Consider the following 17,845-nt stretch of genomic DNA (forward strand, 5'->3'; position numbering starts at 1 on the left):
CCGCCGACACCCCGAGGAGTCCCCGTGTCCACCGCCCGCTCCGCCGCCGCTCCACGGCCGGCCGTCATGGATCCGCCGCCGGCGCCGCCGCGGGCCCGGAAGGGCCGCCGGCGGGGCCGGGCGGCCGCCGCCCTCTGGCCGTACCTGCTGGTCGCCCCGACCGTGGTGGGAGCGGTGTTCCTGCTGGCCTATCCACTGGTCAGGAACATCGTGATGTCCTTCCAGCACTTCGGCCTCGGGGAGCTGATCCGCGGCGGCGCCACCTGGGCCGGCTTCGCCAACTACCGGGCGGTGCTGGACGATCCGGAGTTCTGGACGGTCGTGCGGCGCACGGTGTGGTGGACCGCGCTGGACGTCGTGCTGATCATGGTGCTGGGCACGCTGGTGGCGCTGATGCTCGTCCGGCTCGGCAAGCGGATGCGGCTGGCGGTGATGAGCGGGCTGGTGCTGACCTGGGCGACCCCGGTCATCGCCGCCACCACCATCTTCCAGTGGCTCTTCCAGTCCCGTTTCGGAGTGGTCAACTGGGCACTGGTCAAGCTGGGCTTCGACTCCTACCGGGACTACTCGTGGTTCGCGCACGGCACGGCCACCTTCGCGATCCTGGTGGTCCTCGTGGTGTGGCAGTCCGTGCCCTTCGCGGCGCTGACCCTCTACGGCGGCCTGACGACGATCCCGGCGGAGCTGTACGAGTCGGCGCGGATCGACGGTGCGGGCGCCTGGCAGTCCTTCCGACTGGTGACCTTCCCGATGCTGCGGCCGCTGTTCGCGCTCGTCACCTCGCTCGAAGTGATCTGGTGCGCCAAGGCCTTCACGCAGATCTGGGTGATGAGCGAGGGCGGCCCGAACGGCGCCACGACGACACTGCCGGTCTACGCCTTCCAGATCGCCCAGAGCCTGCACAAGTACGACCTGGGCGCGGCCGTCTCCACCCTGACCGTACTGATCCTGCTCGGCGCGCTCGTGTTCAACCTGCGCCGGATGTTCCACCAGGAGGGCGCGCTGTGACCGCTTGGACCACTGGTAAGGCGCCACGTGCGCAGCGGACGCTCCGCCGCCGGCCGCGCGCGGGCCGGCTGCCCCTCAACCTGGCCGCCCTGCTCACCGTGGCGATCTCCGTCTTCCCCGTCTACTGGATGGTGGTGACCGCCTTCAAGCCGTCCGCCGACATCCAGTCCGACACCCCGTCCTTCCTGCCCCTGCGCCCCACGCTCGCGCACTTCCGCACCGCCGTGGACTCCCCCGGCTTCGGCACCTTCTGGCGCAACAGCCTCACCGTGACGCTCGGCGCGGTGCTGATGTCGCTGGTGGTGGCGCTGCTCGCGGCCTTCGCGGTCGGCCGGATGCGCTGGCGCGGGCGGCGCGCCTTCCTGCTGATGGTGTTCGTCGCGCAGATGGCGCCGTGGGAGGCGCTGCTGATCCCGATGTACGTGATCGCGCGGGACACCGACATGCTCGACAAGCTGTCGATGCTGACACTGGTCTACTTCATGACGACGCTGCCCTTCACCATCGTCACGCTGCGCGGCTTCCTCGCCGCGATCCCGGTGGAGCTGGAGGAGGCCGCGCAGGTCGACGGCTGCACCCGGCCCGCCGCCTTCCGCCGGGTGACCTTCCCGCTGCTGGCGCCCGGGCTGCTGTCGACGTCGCTGTTCGGCTTCATCACGGCGTGGAACGAGTTCGCCTTCGCCAACACGCTGATCATCAAGAACCAGGACGCCCGCACGCTGCCGGTCTGGCTGGCGTCGTTCAGCAACGTCTTCGGTACGGACTGGGGCGCCACGATGGCCGCCTCGTCGCTGTTCATGCTGCCGGTGCTGGTGGTCTTCCTGCTGCTCCAGAACCGGGTGACCTCGGGCATGACCGCGGGAGCCGTCAAGGGCTGACCCCTCCCCCGCCGCCGCACGCCCGGCCCCTTCCGTACGCCCCTGTCCCGCGCTCCCCCGCCGAGCGCGCGCCCCGCCCTGCCCTGGAGAGCGACTGCCGTGATCATCCCGCACCCCACCCAATACGCCCGTATCCCCGGCCACTTCACCTTCGACGCGTCCACCGCGGTGCGGGCCGACGGCCCCGCCGCCGGCGCCGCCCGGCTGCTGCGCACGCTCCTCGCGCCCGCCACCGGGCTGCCGCTGCGGCTCTCCCCGGCCGGCAACGTCGTGCTGGTCGTCGACGACATGCTCGGCGGGCTCGGCGAGGAGGGCTACGGGCTGACCGTCGGCCCCGACGCGGTGCTGCTGCGCGCGGCCCGCCCGGCGGGTCTGCTGCGGGGCGTGCAGACGCTGCGCCAACTGCTGCCGCCCGAGGCGCTGGCGGCACAGCCGGTGGCGGGTGTGCCGTGGCGCATCCCCGGCGTGCAGATCACCGATGTGCCGCGCCACCCCTGGCGCGGCGCGATGCTGGACGTCGCCCGGCACTTCCTCCCGGTGTCCTTCCTGCGCCGCTTCACCGACCTGCTGGCCTTCCACAAGCTCAACGTGCTGCACCTGCACCTCACCGACGACCAGGGCTGGCGGATGCCGGTCGCCGCCTTCCCGCGGCTCACCGAGGTCGGCGGGCGGCGCGGCGGCCCCGTGCCGCACGAGGGCGCCTACACCGCGGCCGAGCTGCGCGGCCTGGTCGCGTACGCAGCGGAGCGCGGGGTCACCGTGGTGCCGGAGATCGAGATGCCGGGGCACACCCGCGCGGCGCTCGCGGCGTACCCGGAACTCGGCAACGTGCCCGGGCGGCAGCTGGACGTGTGGACCGAGTGGGGCGTGTGCGACACCGTGCTCGGCGTCCACGACGAGGTTCTGGACTTCTGCCGCACGGTGCTCGGCGAGGTGCTGGACGTCTTCCCGTCCCGCTACGTGCACATCGGCGGCGACGAATGCCCCGTCACCGAGTGGGAGACCGGCACCGCGGCGCGCGAGCGGGCGGCGCGGTTGGGCCTGGAGTCGCCCAAGGCGCTGCACGGCTGGTTCCTCGGCCAGGTCGGCGACTTCCTGCTGGCGCAGGGCAGGCTCCCGGTGTGCTGGGCGGAGGACTCGGGCGCGCCGCCCGCCGGCTTCACCGTCATGCCGTGGCGGGACACCGACCACGGGCTCGCCGCCGCCCGGCGCGGCCACGACGTCGTCATGACGCCCTACCGCTCGACGTACCTCGACTACCCGCAGGCCACCGGCCCCGACGAGCCGCCCGGCCAGGCGGGCGGGGTGCTGGACCTGCGCGCGGTGCACGCCGCGGACGCGGTGCCGCCCGGCTGGGAGCCGGAGGCCGCCGCCCGGGTGCTCGGCACACAGGGGCAGCTCTGGACGGAGTACGTGACCACCACCGCCCAGGCCGAATACCTCGCCTTCCCGCGGCTGGCCGCGCTCGCCGACCGGGCGTGGAACCCGGCGAGCCGCTGGAGCGCCGACTTCCGCCCCGCGCTGCACGCCCACCAGTCCCGGCTGGACGCGCTGCGCGTGCACCACCGCCGCGACCCCGGCGGCACCCCCGCGACCGCGTCCCCGGCGTCCCCGCGCTGAGCCGCCGGACGCGCGCGGCCCCTCGACCCGCCGGGCCCCCGGCCCGGCGTGCACCTCCCTCCCCCTCGGGCCACGTGACCCACCGGACCCACCCACCCCACTGGAAAGGGATCACCGTGTCAGGTACGACCGCACGAAGCACCACCGCACGCACCGCACGCCGCCGCCCGGTCCGCATGCGCGCCGCCATGGCGCTGTGCGCGGCCGCCGGGCTCGGCTGCGCGGCCCTCACCGCGCTGCCCGCCTCCGCCGCACAGGACGCGCTGACCGCGCAGTACCGGACCAGCGCGACGGGAGCGACCGCCGACCAGTCCGAGCCCTGGCTCCAGGTCACCAACACCGGAGCCGCGTCCGTACCGCTCAGCCAGGTCACCCTGCGGTACTACTTCAAGTCCGACGGCCCCTCCCTCTCCTACCGCTTCGCGTGCTCCTGGGCCGTCAAGGGCTGCGCGAACATCACCGGCACCTTCGGCACCCTCGCCAACCCCACCGCGACCGCCGACCGCTACCTGGAGATCGGCTTCACCTCGGGCGCCGGCTCCCTCGCCCCCGGCCAGAGCACCGGCGACATGCAGCTGCGCTTCTACCGCGCCGACTGGCAGACTCTCACGCAGTCCGACGACTACTCCTTCGGCGCCGGCCAGACCTCGTACGCGAACTGGCCGAAGATCACCGTGCAGGAGAACGGCTCGGCCGTCTTCGGCACCGCGCCCGCGGGCAACGACCCCACCTCGCCGCCCACCACCCCGCCGACGACCCCGCCCACCTCCGGGGGCGGCGGCGACAACCCGGGCGCGCCCGCGCTCTTCGACGACTTCTCCTACAACTCCAGCTCCGACGCGGCCCTCTCGCAGCACGGCTGGACGGTCAAGTCCGGCCAGGGCGGCCCGGGTGTTGCGGGCGCGACCTGGTCGCCGGGCGACATCACCTTCGCCGCCGACGGCAGCAACCGCGTCATGGACCTCAAGCTCACCACGGACGGCACCGCGTCAGGCACCCGGGAGACCGAACTCCAGACCACCGCACGGAAGTTCAAGAACGGCACGTACGCGGCCCGGGTCCGCTTCGGCGACTCCCCGGACAGCGGCCCGGACGGCGACCACATCAACCAGACCTTCTTCACCTTCACCCCGCTCAACACGCCCATGGACCCCGACTACAGCGAGCAGGACTTCGAGTACCTGCCCAACGGCGGCTGGGGCGAGACGCAGAACATCATGTACGAGACGTCCTGGGAGACGTACAACCCCGACCCGTGGAACGCCGTCAACACCCACGGGCAGCAGTACGGGAGCCTGAACGGCTGGCACGACCTCCAGATCACCATCGACAACGCGAACATCACCTACTACATCGACGGCCAGGCCGTCGCGACGCACGGCGAGCCGTACCTGCCCGAGACGCCGCAGTGGATCGACTTCAACCACTGGCTCATCGACCTCGCGGGCCAGACCGGCAGCACTTCCCGCTCCTACCACGAGCAGGTCGACTACGTCGTCTTCGTCAAGGACCAGGTGCTGACCCCCGCGCAGGTCAGCAGCCGGGTCGCCGGCTACCGGACGGCAGGGACCGCCTTCACGGACACCGTGCCCAGTCCGTGAACCGTCCGCCGCGCCCGGCGGGTTTCCGTTATCCGCCGGGCGTGGCACCGTCTCCTGTCCGGGGGGAGCGCCGTACGGACGGCGCCCCGCGGACATGGACGACGGAAGATCGGAGCGGAGCAGCATGCGCGCAGACGGCCGTGCCGGACCCGACCCCGCGCTGGTGGCGGCCGCGCGGGCGGGCGACCAGCAGGCGCTCGACCGGCTGGTCGCGCAGTGCCTGCCGCTCGTCTACAACATCGTGGGCCGCGCGCTCGACGGGCACGACGACGTCGACGACGTGGTGCAGGAGACGCTGCTGCGGGTCGTCCGCGGCCTGGACGGGCTGCGCGACCCGGCGGCCTTCCGCTCCTGGCTGGTGGCCATCGCCGTACGCCAGGTCCGCGACCGCGAGCAGGCCCGCAAGGCGTTCTGGCACCAGCAGACGGCGCTGGACGCCGCGGAGCTGATACCCGACCCCGCCTCCGACTTCGCCGCCCTCACCGTCCTGCGGCTCGGTCTCACCGACCAGCGCCGGGAGATCGCCGAGGCCACCCGCTGGCTCGACGGCGACGACCGCACGCTGCTCGCGCTGTGGTGGCTGGAGGAGACCGGCGACCTCGGCCGCGCCGAACTCGCGGACGCGCTCGGCCTGTCCAGGCAGCACGCGGCCGTCAAGGTCCAGCGCATGAAGGAGCAACTGGACGTCTCCCGCGCGGTGGTCCGCGCCCTCGGCGCCGCCCAGCCCTGTGACGGGCTGCGGCACGCCGCCGCCGGATGGGACGGGGTGCCGAGCCCGCTGTGGCGCAAACGCCTCGCCCGGCACATCCGCGGCTGCGCCGACTGCACCGCGCGGGCGGGCGGGCTTTTGCCGATGGACCGGCTGCTGAGCGGGCTGCCGCTGCTGCCGGTGCCGATCGGGCTCGGGCTCGGACCCGGGCTCGGAGGGCCGCTCCCCGCGCACATACCCCCCACCCAGGCCGCGTCCCGTGCCGCGGCCCCGCGCACCGCTCCGGGGCACCCCCCACGCCGGAGCGGTGCGCGGCACGGACACCGGGCCAGGCCCCGGCTGCCGCAGGGACCCGCCGGGGTGACCGGCGCCGCGGCCGGCACCGTCGCCGCGGTCGCGGCGGGCGCGCTGCTCGCCGTCCACCTCTCCGGGGGCGGCGGCTCCGCCCCCGCCGCCGACGCCTCCGCCACGCCGCGCCCGGCGGCGAGCAGCACCACCCCGCCGGTCCCGCCCACCACCGCACCGTCCCCCACGACGGCCACGCCCACCCTGGGCCCCTCCTCGCCCACGCCCTCCCGCAAGGACGCCACCCACGCCCCGGCCGAGGCGGCGCCCGCCGCCCCCGCGTCCTCGACCCGCAAAGGCGTCGGCGTCTGGTCCTTCGACGGGGTGAACTCCGCTCTCGGCAAGTCCGGGGCGAGCTGGTACTACACCTGGTCCACGAACCACAGCGGCGTCAGCGGCCCCGGATTCGTCCCGATGATCTGGGGCCCGGCGAGCACCGACGCGGCCTCGCTCGCCCAGGCGAAGAAGGCCGGCCCCTACCTGCTGGGCTTCAACGAGCCCGACATGTCTGCCCAGTCCGACATGACCGTGGACCAGGCACTCTCGCTGTGGCCGAAGCTCATGTCCAGCGGGAAGGTGCTGGGCAGCCCCGCCGTCGCGTACGGCGGGGACACCCCGGGCGGCTGGCTGGACCGCTTCATGTCCGGGGCCCGGTCGAAGGGCTACCGCGTCGACTTCGTCGCCCTGCACTGGTACGGCGGCGACTTCCGCACCCCCGAGGCGGTCGCCCAGCTCAAGTCCTACCTCCAGGCGGTGTACGACCGCTACCACAAGCCGATCTGGCTCACCGAATTCGCCCTCATCGACTTCTCGAACGGCACGCGCTTCCCGACCGGCGCGCAGCAGGCCGCGTTCGTGACGGCGGCGACGAAGATGCTGGACGGGCTGCCCTACCTGCAGCGCTACGCGTGGTTCGGCCTCGGGGCGGACGACACGAAGCCGAGCAGCGGGCTCTTCCGCAGCGGGGCCGCCGAGACGGCGGCGGGGCGGGCGTTCGAGTCGGCGAGGTAGGACCTCGGTGGCTGTTCTCCGGGAGCTGTTCCCGGGACGCCGTTCACGGGAACAGCTCTCGGGCCCCGGCCCCGGACCGCTGGGCCGACACCGCCGCACGTTGCGGACGGTTCCGCGCCGGGTCCGGGGGCGGCCCTCATCCCGCCGTGAACGTCACCTCGGGCCTCGCATCCGGGTCCGTCGTCGCCAGCAGGCGCAGGGCCTCGGACGTGAGCGACCCGCGGTCGGCCGGGGACAGCGGGGCGAAGTGCGTGACCTCCACCGCCGCCGTGCCCTTCGCCCGCACGAAGCGCCACGTGCCGGCCACGAAGCCGTCGACCAGGATCGTGCCGCGCACGATGCCGTTCACGGTCATCACGCGGGTGCGGTACGCCTCCGGCACGATACGCGTACGGTCCGCGTGCGACAGCAGGACGTTGTCGAAGTCCGCGACGAAACGCGCCGTCACGGGCACGTCCGGGTCGGCCAACTCGGCCTCCGGCAGGTCGTACAGCTCCCGGCCGTCCTCGGTCGTGTACGTGCGCAGGTCCAGCCCGGCGAAGGCGGACTTCAGGCCCGTCAGCCCCGACCACTTCTGGAGGTCCGCCGGGGCGGCCGGGCCGAAGGCCGCGAGGTAGCGGCGGACCGTCTCCGCGCAGTCCGCCGCTTCGGCGGGCTCCGCCCCGAGCCACTCGTCCAGCAGGCCGTACGTCGTCTCCCCGCCCGCACCCCACACCCCGCGGGGCGGCAACTGCACGAGCGGCAGCCACGAGCGCAGCGCGTTCACCAGCGCCGCCGGGTCCGCGGCCGGGAACCGCGGGGCGAGCGCCGCGCGCAACTCCGCGGGTGTGCGCGGCTTCTCGCGCAGCAGCGCGCGGCCCTCCGCCGTCAGCGCGGCCTCGTCCGCCCCCGCCAGGCCTTTCGCCCACTGCGAGCCGGCGAACGACCGCCGCAGCATCGGCTCCACCCACGGCCGCAACCGCAACGCGTCCTGAGCCGTCACCAGATGCACGGTGCTGCGCATCATCGCCAGCCGCACGACGCGGCGTTCGGTGAGCAGCCGCCCCAACTCGGCGACGTCGAAGGTGCCGAGCCGGGTCCACAGCCCCGGGTAGGGGGAGGTGGGCACCTGCGACTGCATGCCGAGCAGATGCGCGACGACGTCTTCGGCGGTGGTTGCCGGTCCGGCGCGGTGGAGGAGGTGCTGACGGGTGAGGAGCGTGCGGTTGAGCGTGCGCTGGCTGAGGGGCATGGTCCATACGGTAGGGACCCTTGCGGACAGGGGCGGTCCGCGTCCCTCCCTTTGCTGTGCCCGCCCTGCCCGCCCGTGCGGGTGCTCGGCCGTCTGCCGGTGCCACCTGTGGGTGGGTCGGGGGCCACTCCGGCCGCGGCGGCGGCGTTCCGCCCGGTGGGGGTGGGGAAACCCGGGGACTGCGGCTCGCCCCCGACGGCGAATGCGCCCCACAGGGGGACAGAGAGCCGACGTCCGAGTCGCACGGGTGGTGGGGTGGGAAGCCCCCCGCCGGAGGCGCCGCCCGCCGGGTGCGGGCACGGCAGGGGCTCACGCCGCAGGCACACCGCACACCGCACGCCGGGTGCGGCAGGGGCTCACGCCGCAGGCACACCGCACACCGCACGCCGGGTGCGGGGAGGGAGGACGGGATGGGGCTGTGGCAGCGTCTGGCCGGGAGGGCCGCGGGTGAGGGGGCGTACGAGGAGCGGCTCGCGGCTGCAGCCGCGAAGGACGCCCGGCGGTCGCGTAAGGCCGCGGCGGCGGACGACGCCGACCCGCGCACGGTGGGGGCTGCGCACAGCGCCGCCGCGGTGGCGCGGCTGCCGGCGGAGGAGCGGAGGGCCGCCGCCCTCCGGATCCAGCGGCGCAGGCGCGCTCTGGCCTGCGAGGACGGGGACCGGTCCACCGCGAGAGCGCTGGGCGACGCCCACTGCGGGTGGGACGTCGCGGGCGTCACGGAGCTGTGGGAGCTGGCTCTGACGGACGGGTCCGGCACCCCGGCCACGGCGTGGGCCGCGGGCGGCGAGCACGCCCTGCACCTCCCCCTCGCGGCGCTGGCCGAAATCCCCGCGCCCGAGCGCGAACCGCTGCGGCCGCTGCTGCGCACGGCGCACGTGCTCGCGGGCGCGGAGCACGGCGGTACGGGCGCGCCGCAGCGCGGGCGGGAGCGGGTGACCGCACGGCTGCGGCAGGCGTGCCCGCCGGACGCCGTGCTGGAGGCGCTGCTGCCGCGGAGCGCGGGCGCGTACGCCGTGGCGGCGCGGTGCGCGCTCGGGCCGGGCCCGTACGAGGAGGACGTGGTGGCACTGCTGCGCTGGTGCGGCGGCGTCCGGGAGCTGCGGCCGCGCTACGGGCTGCTCGGCTCGGCCGGTGAGCTGCTCGCCCGGTCGGCGGCGGCGCGCGAGGCGCTGGGGCTGCTGCTCGCGGCGGGGCACGGCGAGCCGCAGAGGTGCGCGCAGGCCGACGCGCACCGCGGGCCCCTCGCGGACGGGTCGGCGCGGGTGCTGGGGGCGCTGGCGTGGGCCGCGTGCGTGTCGGGCGAGGAGCTGCCCGTAAGGGAGTTGGGCCGGGCGTTGCGGCACCACGCCGGAGGTCCGCTCGGGGACCGGCCGGAGGCGGAGGCGTTCTTCCTGCGGGCGGGTCTGGCCGCGCTGGCGTCGCTCGCCGGGGAGCCGGGGACCGGCCGGCACCACCGGGTGCTGGCCGCCGGGCGGCCGCGGGCCCTGGTGGCAGCCGCGCGGGAGGAGTTGGGGCTCGTACGCCAGGCGCCGCCGAGCTGGGAGGGGCTCGGGCTGCGGTACGAGCTGGGCGGCTGCACGGCCGTCCTCGCGGTCCGGTCGGACGGCAAGGTCACGCTGGGCTTCCGGGACGCCCGGGGCGGGGCCGTGCAGCGCGTGCCGGTACGGGTCCGGGAGCGACTGCCGGTGCAGTACGCGGCGCTGCGGGTGCGGCTCGCGGAGGTGCGGGCGCGGGTCGCCGCGTTCCGGGGAAGCCTGAGCGAGCGGCTGCACGCCGACCCGGGCCGGCCCGTGGCCCGGTGGGTGGCGACCTGTCTGGACGACCCGGCCCTGGAGCCCCTGAGCCGCGCGGTGCTGTGGCAGGCGGAACTGCCGGACGGCGCGGTGGTGGGCCGTCCCGTCCCCCGCCCTGAGGGGCTGCGGTGGGCGCTGCTCGACGTACAGCGGCAGACACACGTTCTGGCCGGCACGACCGTCGTCCGCCTCTGGGACCCGCACACCGCGGACGCGGCCGAAGTCGCGGCATGGCGCGCGGACTTCGCCCGCCGCAGGGTGACCCAGCCGGTCCCGCAGCTTGCGCCGCCGCCGGCGTAGGGCGCGGGCGCTGCAGGGGTGACCGGTTCCGCACGTCAACTCCCGCCGCCCCAGGGACGATCGCCGGCCCCGGTCGGCGTCGGCGCTGCGCGGTCGCGCCCGACGCTCGGGCACCGCGCGGGAGGACGTCCCCCGCCGGGCGGGGAGTTGGGGCCGCGGGTGGCCGAACCGGCGGTGCTGCCGCCGCCGCGCGGCCGAGGGATGGCGCGGCTTGCGCCACCACGGGACGGGCGGAGTCGGGCCCCCGTCGCGGCTACACCGGCTGCTCCGCCACCGCCGGGCGCGGGCCGGCCTGCGGGGGGCGTCGTTGGTCGGGGAGGTCGCGGGCGGTGCGGATCGGGGAGAAGGCGAGGATCAGGGCGGCGAGGGGGATGCCCGCGGTCATGAGGGTCATCGCGGCGCGCAGGCCCAGGGCCGTGCCGAGAGCGCCACCGAGGAGGGCGCCGAGGGGGATCGTGCCGTAGCCGAGGAAGGCGGAGCTCGCGGTGAGGCGGCCGAGGAGCTCGGGCGGGCAGTAGCGCTGCTGGAAGCTCGCCTTGATGACGTTGCCGCCGACGACGCCCGCGGTGACACAGAAGCCGCCGGCCACGAAGAGCAGCACACCGGCGCCGCGGGTGGTGAGGGGCATGAGCAGGGCGAGGACGGGGACGGCCAGCTCGAAGAGCAGTGTGGCGCGGGCGGTGCCGATACGGCGGGCGACCCGGCGGGCGGCGAAGGCGCCGGCGACGCCGCCGGTGCTGGTGGCGGCGATGAGCGTCCCGACGAGGCCGGGCGGCAGGCCGACGCTGCGGACGAGGAAGACCACCTGGAGGGACTGGTAGCCCATGAGGGCCAGGTTGGAGGCGGCCCCGAAGAGGGCGAAGGTGCGGAACCAGGGGTCTCCCGCGATGAGGCGCAGGCCCGCGCGGACCTCGTCGGCCAGCGATCCGCGGCGTCGTGCGCGGGTGGCGCGGGGCTCGCGGTGGCGGATGCCGGCCAGGCAGAGGAGGGAGACGAGGAAGGTCGCGGCGTTGGCGAACAGCCCGTTCACCGCCCCGGCGAGCTGCGCGATGACGCCGCCGGAGCCGAGTCCGGCGAACTGCGCGGCGGACGCGCTGCCGTGCAGCTTGGCGTTGCCCTCGGGCTGGTCGGCGGGGTCCAGGAGGGCGGGGAGGTAGGCGGTGCAGGCGGTCTGGAAGAAGACCGCCGCGGTGCCGGCCAGCAGGGCCACCGCGAGGAGGAGCCCGAGGCTCAGCAGCCCGAGCCGGGCTGCGAGGGGGGCTGCGGCGAAGAGCGCGAGGGAGACCGCGGCCGAGGCCGTCATGACCGGGCGGCGCGGCAGCCGGTCCACCCAGGCGCCCACCGGCAGGCCGATGACCAGCCAGGGCGCCCAGGCGGTGGCGCTCAGCAGCCCGACCTCGAACGTCCCGGCGTGCAGCGTGGACACGGCGGCCAGCGGCATCGACACCCCGGTGACGGAGGCGCCGAACTTGCCCGCGGTCTCGCCGCACCACAGCAGGCGGAAGTCGCGGTGGCGGCGCAGCAGGCCCCCGCGGCTCATCCGGTGCCCCGGGCCCTGCGGGGGAACGACTGCAACTGCACGACGACCGGAAGCGCGTCCGGGGCGGCCTCGGCGCCGGGGGCCGGGGTGTGGCGTGCGACGACGGCCGCGAGCTCCGCGTTGAGCGCTTTCAGCTGGTCGGGCGTCAGGCGCAGGTCGCGCCAGTCCGCGATGGTGCCGGCGTTGCGCCAGACGGTGTCCCAGTCCTCGTTGACGTAGGCCGTGACGCGGTTGAAGTACTGGTGCAGCAGCTCGTGCAGGTAGACGCCGAAGGCGCCCCGGCTGTCGGGGTCGTTCCGGAAGTCGGCGCTGTTCAGCTCGTTCGTGGTGTCCACCCGGCGCCACCAGCGCTCCCGCTTGGTGCCGCGGCCGACTTCCTCCTCGATGAAGTCGTGCTCGGCGAGGTGGCGCAGGTGCCAGCTGACGGTGCCGGTGTTCTCGCCGAGGCGCTCGGCGAGCGTGGTGGCGGTGGCCGGGCCGTCCAGGCTGAGGAGTTCGAAGATCTTCATCCGCAGCGGGTGGGCGAGCCCGCGCAGGCTGCGGGCGTCGAGGCGGCGGGTGGGGCGCGTGGCCGCGGGGGCGGGCCCGTCGGGCGTCGTCACGTCGGGAGCGGTCGCGTCAGGAGTCGTCGCGTCTGGCATGGCGGCGATATTACAGAGGATCCTCTGCAGAGGAAACTCTGCAACATGGACACGGCGGTGCCCGCTGCCGCGCGGGTGAACTGCCGCGTCAGGCGGGCAGGGCGTGGATCGGCGTCGACGCGCCGGTCAGCGGCATGCCCGAGGCGCCGGTGCGGCACGCCAGGATCTCCGCGGTGATCGACAGCGCCGTCTCCTCCGGCGTCCGGGCGCCGAGGCCGAGGCCGATCGGGGAGCGCAGCCGGGCCAGCGCCCCGGTGGGGACGCCGGCCGCGCGCAGCCGGGCCGTCCGGTCGGCGTGGGTGCGGCGCGAGCCCATCGCCCCGACGTAGCCGAGCGGCAGGCGCAGCGCGCGGGCCAGGACGGGTACGTCGAAGCGCGCGTCGTGGGTGAGGACGCACACCGCGGTACGGGCGTCGAGACGGCCTGCCGCGGCTTCGGCGTCGAGGTAGCGGTCGGGGTGGTCGACGACCACCTCGGCCGCGTCCGGGAAGCGGCGCGGGGTGGTGAAGACGGGCCGCGCGTCGCACACCGTGACCCGGTAGCCGAGGAAGGACCCGGCGCGGGCCAGCGCCGCGGCGACGTCCGTCGCCCCGAACACCAGCATCCGCGGCGGCGCGGCGTTCGACTCGGCCAGCAGCGTCAGCGGCTCGCCGCAGTGGCTGCCGTCAGCGCCGATCACGAAGGTGCCGGTGCGCCCGGCGGCGAGCAGCGCGCGGGTCTGCGCGGCCGCGGTGGCGTCGAGCCGCTCGTCGCCGAGGCCGCCCTCGTACGGCAGGTCCGGGCGTACGAGGAGGGCGCGGCCCAGGAGTCCGGCGGGGCCCGCCACGATCCGGGCGAGCGCCGACACCTCGTCGGCGGCGAACGCGGCCAGGGCGGCGGCGAGTTCGGGACGGGCGGCGGGGTCGACGCGCTGGACGAGGACGTCGATCTCGCCGCCGCAGGTCAGGCCGACGGCGAAGGCGTCGTCGTCGGACCAGCCGTAGCGGCGCAGCACCGGGCGCGCCGGCTCCCCTGCGGCCAGGGCCTCCTGGCACAGCAGGTAGACGTCGGCCTCGACGCAGCCGCCGGACACGCTGCCGACGGCGGTGCCGTCCTCGTCCACGGCGAGCGCGGCCCCGGGCTGCCGCGGCGCGCTGCCGCTGACGGCCACGACCGTCGCCACGGCGAAGGGCCGGCCCGCGGCGCACCACCGGTGCAGATCGGCCGCGATGTCCAGCATCTCGCTCACCTCCTCGGGCCGGTGGGCCGTTGCGTGCGGGTGGTCGGACGGAATGGGGCGTCCCCCAGGCCGGGGACGGGGAGACGCGTCCCTACTCCGTCAGGTGCTCCGGGCGGACCGGGGCCCGGGTCAGGGCGCGGCCGGTGGCCTGGCGGATGGCGGCCAGGATCGCCGGGGTCGAGGACAGCGTCGGCGCCTCGCCCACGCCGCGCAGGCCGTACGGGGCGTGGGTGTCGGCGAGTTCGAGGATGTCGACGGGCATGGGCGGGGTGTCGAGGATGGTCGGGATCAGGTAGTCGGTGAAGGACGGGTTGCGGACCAGCGCCGTCACCGGGTCGACGACGATCTCCTCCATCACCGCCACGCCGAGGCCCTGCGTGCTGCCGCCCTGGATCTGGCCGGTGACGGACAGCGGGTTGACGGCCTTGCCCACGTCCTGCGCGCACGCCAGCTCGACGACCTTGACCAGGCCCAGCTCGGTGTCGACCTCGACGACGGCGCGGTGCGCGGCGAAGCTGTACTGGACGTGCCCGTTGCCCTGCCCGGTGCGCAGGTCGAAGGGCTGCGTGGGGCGGTGGCGGAATTCCAGCTCCAGGTCGACCGCCTGGTCCCCGAGGACGTCGGCGAGGTCCGCGAGCACCTCGCCGCCGTCGGTGACCACCTTGCCGTCCTCCAGGAGGAGTTCGGCGGTGGCCCAGGCCGGGTGGTAGGTGCCGAACTTGCGGCGGCCGAGGTCGAGCACCCGCTCCCGTACGGCCTCGCAGGTGTGCTTGACGGCGCCGCCGGTCATGTACGTCTGGCGAGAGGCGGACGTCGAGCCGGCCGAGCCCACGGTGGTGTCGGCGGGGGCCAGTGTGACCTGGGCGACGCCCAGTTCGCTGCGGGCGATCTGCGCCTGGACGGTCACCCCGCCCTGGCCGACCTCGGCCATCGCGGTGTGCACGGTGACCACGGGCTCGCCCGCGACGGCCTCGATGCGGACGCGGGCGGTGGAGTAGTCGTCGAATCCCTCGGAGAAGCCGACGTTCTTGATGCCGACGGCGTAGCCGACCCCGCGCACGACGCCCTCGCCGTGCGTGGTGTTGGACAGCCCGCCGGGCAGGGCGCGCAGGTCGGGGCCCTCGGTGGTCTCCCACTGGCGTTCCGGCGGCAGCGGGCGGGCCTTGACGCGGCGCAGCAGCTCGGCGACGGGCGCTGGGGCGTCGACGACCTGCCCGGTGGGCATGACCGAGCCCTGGCTCATGGCGTTGCGGCGGCGGAAGTCCACAGGATCCAGGCCGAGTTCGGCGGCGAGCTTGTCCATCTGGGCCTCGTAGGCGAAGCACGCCTGGACGGCGCCGAAGCCGCGCATCGCCCCGCAGGGCGGGTTGTTGGTGTAAAGGGCGAGCGCCTCGATGTCGACGTCGTCCACGACGTAGGGGCCGACGGCGAGCGAGGCGGCGTTGCCGACGACGGCGGGCGAGGAGGACGCGTACGCCCCGCCGTCCAGGACGATGCGGCAGCGGACGTGGGTGAGCTTGCCGTCGCGGGTCGCGCCGTGCTCGTACGCGAGCTTGGCGGGGTGGCGGTGGACGTGGCCGAAGAAGGACTCGAAGCGGTTGTAGACCATCTTCACCGGCTTGCCGGTGCGCAGCGCCAGCAGGCAGCCGTGGATCTGCATCGACAGGTCCTCGCGCCCGCCGAAGGCGCCGCCGACGCCGGACAGCGTCATGCGCACCTTGCGCTCGGGCAGGCCGAGGACGGGGGCGATCTGCCGCAGGTCGGAGTGCAGCCACTGGGTGGCGACGTAGAGGTCCACACCGCCGTCCTCGGCAGGCACCGCGAGGCCCGACTCGGGGCCGAGGAAGGCCTGGTCCTGCATGCCGAAGACGTACTCGCCGCGCACCACGACGTCGGCGCGGGCGGCGGCCGCGGCGGCGTCGCCGCGTACGACCGGCTGCCGGTGGACGACGTTGGGGTGCGGGACGTGTGCGGCGTGGTGGTCGTCGCGGTCCTCGTGGACGAGGACGGCGCCGGGGCCGGTCGCGCTCGCCTCGTCGGTGACGACGGGCAGCGGCGCGTAGTCGACGCGGATCTTCGCGGCGGCGCGGCGCGCGGTCTCCGGGTGGTCGGCGGCGACCAGCGCGACGGGCTCGCCGTGGTGGCGGACCTTGCCGTGGGCGAGGACGGGCGTGTCGCGGAACTCCAGCCCGTAGTGGCGCACTTCGGTGGGCAGGTCGTCGTGGGTGAGCACGGCGTACACCCCGGGGGTGGCGAGCGCCTCGGCGGTGTCGATCGCGGTGATCCGCGCGTGCGCGACGGTGCTGCGCAGTGTGTGGCCCCACAGCATGTCCTCGTGCCACAGGTCGGAGGCGTACGCGAACTCGCCGGTGACCTTGAGCGTGCCGTCCGGGCGCGGGGCCGACTCGCCGACGCCGCCGGCGCGTGCGGCGCTGGACTGGGTGAGGCCGGCGGGGGTCAGGCGGGTGCCGTGCGTGGGGGTCATCGCGCTCACCCGGCCTTTCCGGTACGGGCGGCGGCGAGGCGGACTGCGTCGAGGATCTTCTCGTAGCCCGTGCAGCGGCACAGGTTGCCCGACAGCGCCTCGCGGATGTCGGCGTCGGACGGCGAGGGGTTGCGCTCCAGCAGCTCGTCGGCGGTGATCAGCAGGCCCGGCGTGCAGAAGCCGCACTGCACGGCCCCGGCGTCGACGAACGCCTGCTGCACCGGGGCGAGTTCGCCTTCCGGTCCGGCCAGTCCCTCGACCGTGTCGACCCGGCGGCCCTCGGCCTGCCCCGCCGCGACCAGGCAGGAGCACACCGGGACGCCGTCCAGGCGGACCGTGCACGAGCCGCACTCGCCCTGCTCGCAGGCGTTCTTGGCGCCCGGCAGGCCGAGCCGCTCGCGCAGCACGTACAGCAGGCTCTCGCCCTCCCAGACGTCGTCGGCCTGCCGTCGCCGGCCGTTGACGGTGAACGTCACGCGCATGTCCGGTCCCCCCTCTCGTCGCGGTACTGCCGCCAGGTCCACTCCAGGGTGCGCCGGGCCAGCACGCCCAGCGCGTGCCTGCGGTACGCCGCGGTGCCGCGCACGTCGTCGATCGGGCTCGCGGCGGCGGCCACCAGGACGGCGAACTCCCGTGCCGCGGACGGCGGTACGGGCCGGCCGCTGTCCCACAGCCCCTCCTCGTCGAGCACCGCGGTCAGGAACTCCTCGGCGGTGCGGGCGCGGACGGGGGTCGGCGCGGCCGAGCCGATGCCGGTGCGGACGGTGCGGGCGTCCGGGTGCAGCGCGATGCCGAAGGCGCACACCGCGATCACCATCGCGTTGCGCGTGCCGACCTTGGAGAACTGCTGCGGGCCGGTCGCCTTCGCCACGTGCACGGCGCGGATCAGCTCGTCGGGCGCGAGCGCGTTGCGCTTCACACCGGTGTAGAAGTCGTCGATGGGGATCATCCGGCTCCCCCGCACCGACTCCGCCTCGACCTGCGCGCCCGCCGCGAGCAGCGCCGGGTGGGCGTCACCGGCGGGTGAGGCGGTGCCCAGGTTGCCGCCGACGCCGCCGCGGTTGCGGATCTGCGGCGAGGCGACCGTACGGCTCGCGAGCGCCAGGCCCGGCAGCTCGTCCGCCAGGTGGTCGATGACCTGGGCGTACGGGACGGTGGCGCCGAGCCGTACGTCCGTCCCGCCGCTCTCCCACCGGGCCAGCTCGCCGATCCGGCTGAGATCCAGCAGCTGCCGGGGCTTGCGGTGCTCGTAGGTGATCTCGACCATGACGTCGGTGCCGCCCGCCAGCGGCACGGCCTCGGGGTGCGCGGCCTTGGCGGCGAGCGCCTCCTGCCAGGTGGCAGGGCGCAGGAAGTCCATGCGGTGCCTCGTCTCCGGGGTTGGCGTCTTCGGGTGGGCGGGCGGCTCTTCCTGTCCTGTTACACGCTGCGTACGCCCAGTACACGGCGAGTGGGCCGTCCGGG

The 17,845-nt window shown here is 75.1% G+C and carries 13 protein-coding genes; 6 read left to right on the forward strand and 7 right to left on the reverse strand.

Going from position 1 to position 17,845, the window contains the following annotated elements:
* Window positions 1-24 precede the first annotated feature (24 nt).
* The 5 genes from IH54_RS0111825 (at window position 25) to IH54_RS0111845 (ending at window position 7,172) form a co-directional block, all read left to right on the forward strand.
* A complete protein-coding gene (locus IH54_RS0111825; RefSeq protein ID WP_324607775.1) occupies window positions 25-1,008 on the forward strand; it encodes a sugar ABC transporter permease in 984 nt (327 codons plus the stop codon).
* Window positions 1,005-1,886, forward strand: a complete 882-nt coding sequence (locus tag IH54_RS0111830) for a carbohydrate ABC transporter permease (protein WP_052397317.1) — start codon at window positions 1,005-1,007, stop codon at window positions 1,884-1,886. The genes IH54_RS0111825 and IH54_RS0111830 overlap by 4 nt, the downstream gene beginning before the upstream one ends.
* A 99-nt stretch (window positions 1,887-1,985) precedes the next feature.
* Window positions 1,986-3,506: a beta-N-acetylhexosaminidase gene (locus tag IH54_RS0111835; RefSeq protein WP_420711731.1), complete on the forward strand. Its 1,521-nt coding sequence runs from the start codon at window positions 1,986-1,988 to the stop codon at window positions 3,504-3,506.
* Window positions 3,507-3,682: 176 nt separating this feature from the next.
* A complete protein-coding gene (locus IH54_RS0111840) occupies window positions 3,683-5,107 on the forward strand; it encodes a cellulose binding domain-containing protein (protein ID WP_031515699.1) in 1,425 nt (474 codons plus the stop codon).
* Between the two features lie 124 nt (window positions 5,108-5,231).
* Complete coding sequence (locus tag IH54_RS0111845; protein WP_031515701.1) at window positions 5,232-7,172, forward strand: sigma-70 family RNA polymerase sigma factor; 1,941 nt, start codon at window positions 5,232-5,234, stop codon at window positions 7,170-7,172.
* 136 nt (window positions 7,173-7,308) lie between these two features.
* On the opposite strand, the gene IH54_RS0111850 is transcribed toward IH54_RS0111845, so the two are convergent.
* Complete coding sequence (locus IH54_RS0111850) at window positions 7,309-8,403, reverse strand: winged helix DNA-binding domain-containing protein (RefSeq protein ID WP_031515703.1); 1,095 nt, start codon at window positions 8,401-8,403, stop codon at window positions 7,309-7,311.
* Between the two features lie 410 nt (window positions 8,404-8,813).
* Here IH54_RS0111850 and IH54_RS0111855 point away from each other — a divergent pair, with 410 nt between their 5' ends.
* Window positions 8,814-10,496 (forward strand): DUF4132 domain-containing protein, encoded by a 1,683-nt coding sequence (locus IH54_RS0111855; RefSeq protein ID WP_031515705.1) that lies wholly within the window; start codon window positions 8,814-8,816, stop codon window positions 10,494-10,496.
* Between the two features lie 253 nt (window positions 10,497-10,749).
* Here IH54_RS0111855 and IH54_RS0111860 read toward each other — a convergent pair whose 3' ends face one another.
* The 6 genes from IH54_RS0111860 to IH54_RS0111885 all read right to left on the reverse strand — a co-directional run bounded on the left by IH54_RS0111860 (window position 10,750) and on the right by IH54_RS0111885 (window position 17,741).
* On the reverse strand, window positions 10,750-12,036 hold the full coding sequence (locus IH54_RS0111860) for an MFS transporter (protein ID WP_031515707.1): 1,287 nt from the start codon (window positions 12,034-12,036) through the stop codon (window positions 10,750-10,752).
* Window positions 12,033-12,677: an ArsR/SmtB family transcription factor gene (locus tag IH54_RS0111865; RefSeq protein ID WP_078862110.1), complete on the reverse strand. Its 645-nt coding sequence runs from the start codon at window positions 12,675-12,677 to the stop codon at window positions 12,033-12,035. Before IH54_RS0111865 ends, IH54_RS0111860 begins: the two co-directional genes overlap by 4 nt.
* An 88-nt stretch (window positions 12,678-12,765) precedes the next feature.
* Window positions 12,766-13,896, reverse strand: a complete 1,131-nt coding sequence (locus tag IH54_RS0111870) for an XdhC family protein (RefSeq protein WP_031515711.1) — start codon at window positions 13,894-13,896, stop codon at window positions 12,766-12,768.
* 91 nt (window positions 13,897-13,987) lie between these two features.
* A complete protein-coding gene (gene pucD, locus IH54_RS0111875) occupies window positions 13,988-16,381 on the reverse strand; it encodes a xanthine dehydrogenase subunit D (RefSeq protein WP_031515713.1) in 2,394 nt (797 codons plus the stop codon).
* A 5-nt stretch (window positions 16,382-16,386) separates the two neighbouring features.
* Window positions 16,387-16,863, reverse strand: coding sequence for a (2Fe-2S)-binding protein (locus tag IH54_RS0111880; protein WP_031515715.1), 477 nt, complete (start codon window positions 16,861-16,863; stop codon window positions 16,387-16,389).
* On the reverse strand, window positions 16,854-17,741 hold the full coding sequence (locus IH54_RS0111885; RefSeq protein ID WP_031515717.1) for an FAD binding domain-containing protein: 888 nt from the start codon (window positions 17,739-17,741) through the stop codon (window positions 16,854-16,856). The genes IH54_RS0111880 and IH54_RS0111885 overlap by 10 nt, the downstream gene beginning before the upstream one ends.
* Window positions 17,742-17,845 lie beyond the last annotated feature (104 nt).

The organism is Streptomyces sp. NRRL F-5123 (assembly GCF_000721495.1).
Classification (GTDB): Bacteria; Actinomycetota; Actinomycetes; order Streptomycetales; family Streptomycetaceae; genus Actinacidiphila.

Excerpts from the sequence above, each read along its gene's own strand:
- IH54_RS0111845 (WP_031515701.1), top strand. The coding sequence starts at position 5,232 with ATGCGCGCAGACGGCCGTGCCGGACCCGACCCCGCGCTGGTGGCGGCC.
- IH54_RS0111840 (WP_031515699.1), top strand. The coding sequence starts at position 3,683 with ATGCGCGCCGCCATGGCGCTGTGCGCGGCCGCCGGGCTCGGCTGCGCG.
- IH54_RS0111860 (WP_031515707.1), bottom strand. The coding sequence starts at position 12,036 with ATGAGCCGCGGGGGCCTGCTGCGCCGCCACCGCGACTTCCGCCTGCTG.
- IH54_RS0111855 (WP_031515705.1), top strand. The coding sequence starts at position 8,814 with ATGGGGCTGTGGCAGCGTCTGGCCGGGAGGGCCGCGGGTGAGGGGGCG.
- IH54_RS0111880 (WP_031515715.1), bottom strand. The coding sequence starts at position 16,863 with ATGCGCGTGACGTTCACCGTCAACGGCCGGCGACGGCAGGCCGACGAC.
- IH54_RS0111885 (WP_031515717.1), bottom strand. The coding sequence starts at position 17,741 with ATGGACTTCCTGCGCCCTGCCACCTGGCAGGAGGCGCTCGCCGCCAAG.
- IH54_RS0111865 (WP_078862110.1), bottom strand. The coding sequence starts at position 12,677 with ATGCCAGACGCGACGACTCCTGACGCGACCGCTCCCGACGTGACGACG.
- IH54_RS0111870 (WP_031515711.1), bottom strand. The coding sequence starts at position 13,896 with ATGCTGGACATCGCGGCCGATCTGCACCGGTGGTGCGCCGCGGGCCGG.
- pucD (WP_031515713.1), bottom strand. The coding sequence starts at position 16,381 with ATGACCCCCACGCACGGCACCCGCCTGACCCCCGCCGGCCTCACCCAG.
- IH54_RS0111850 (WP_031515703.1), bottom strand. The coding sequence starts at position 8,403 with ATGCCCCTCAGCCAGCGCACGCTCAACCGCACGCTCCTCACCCGTCAG.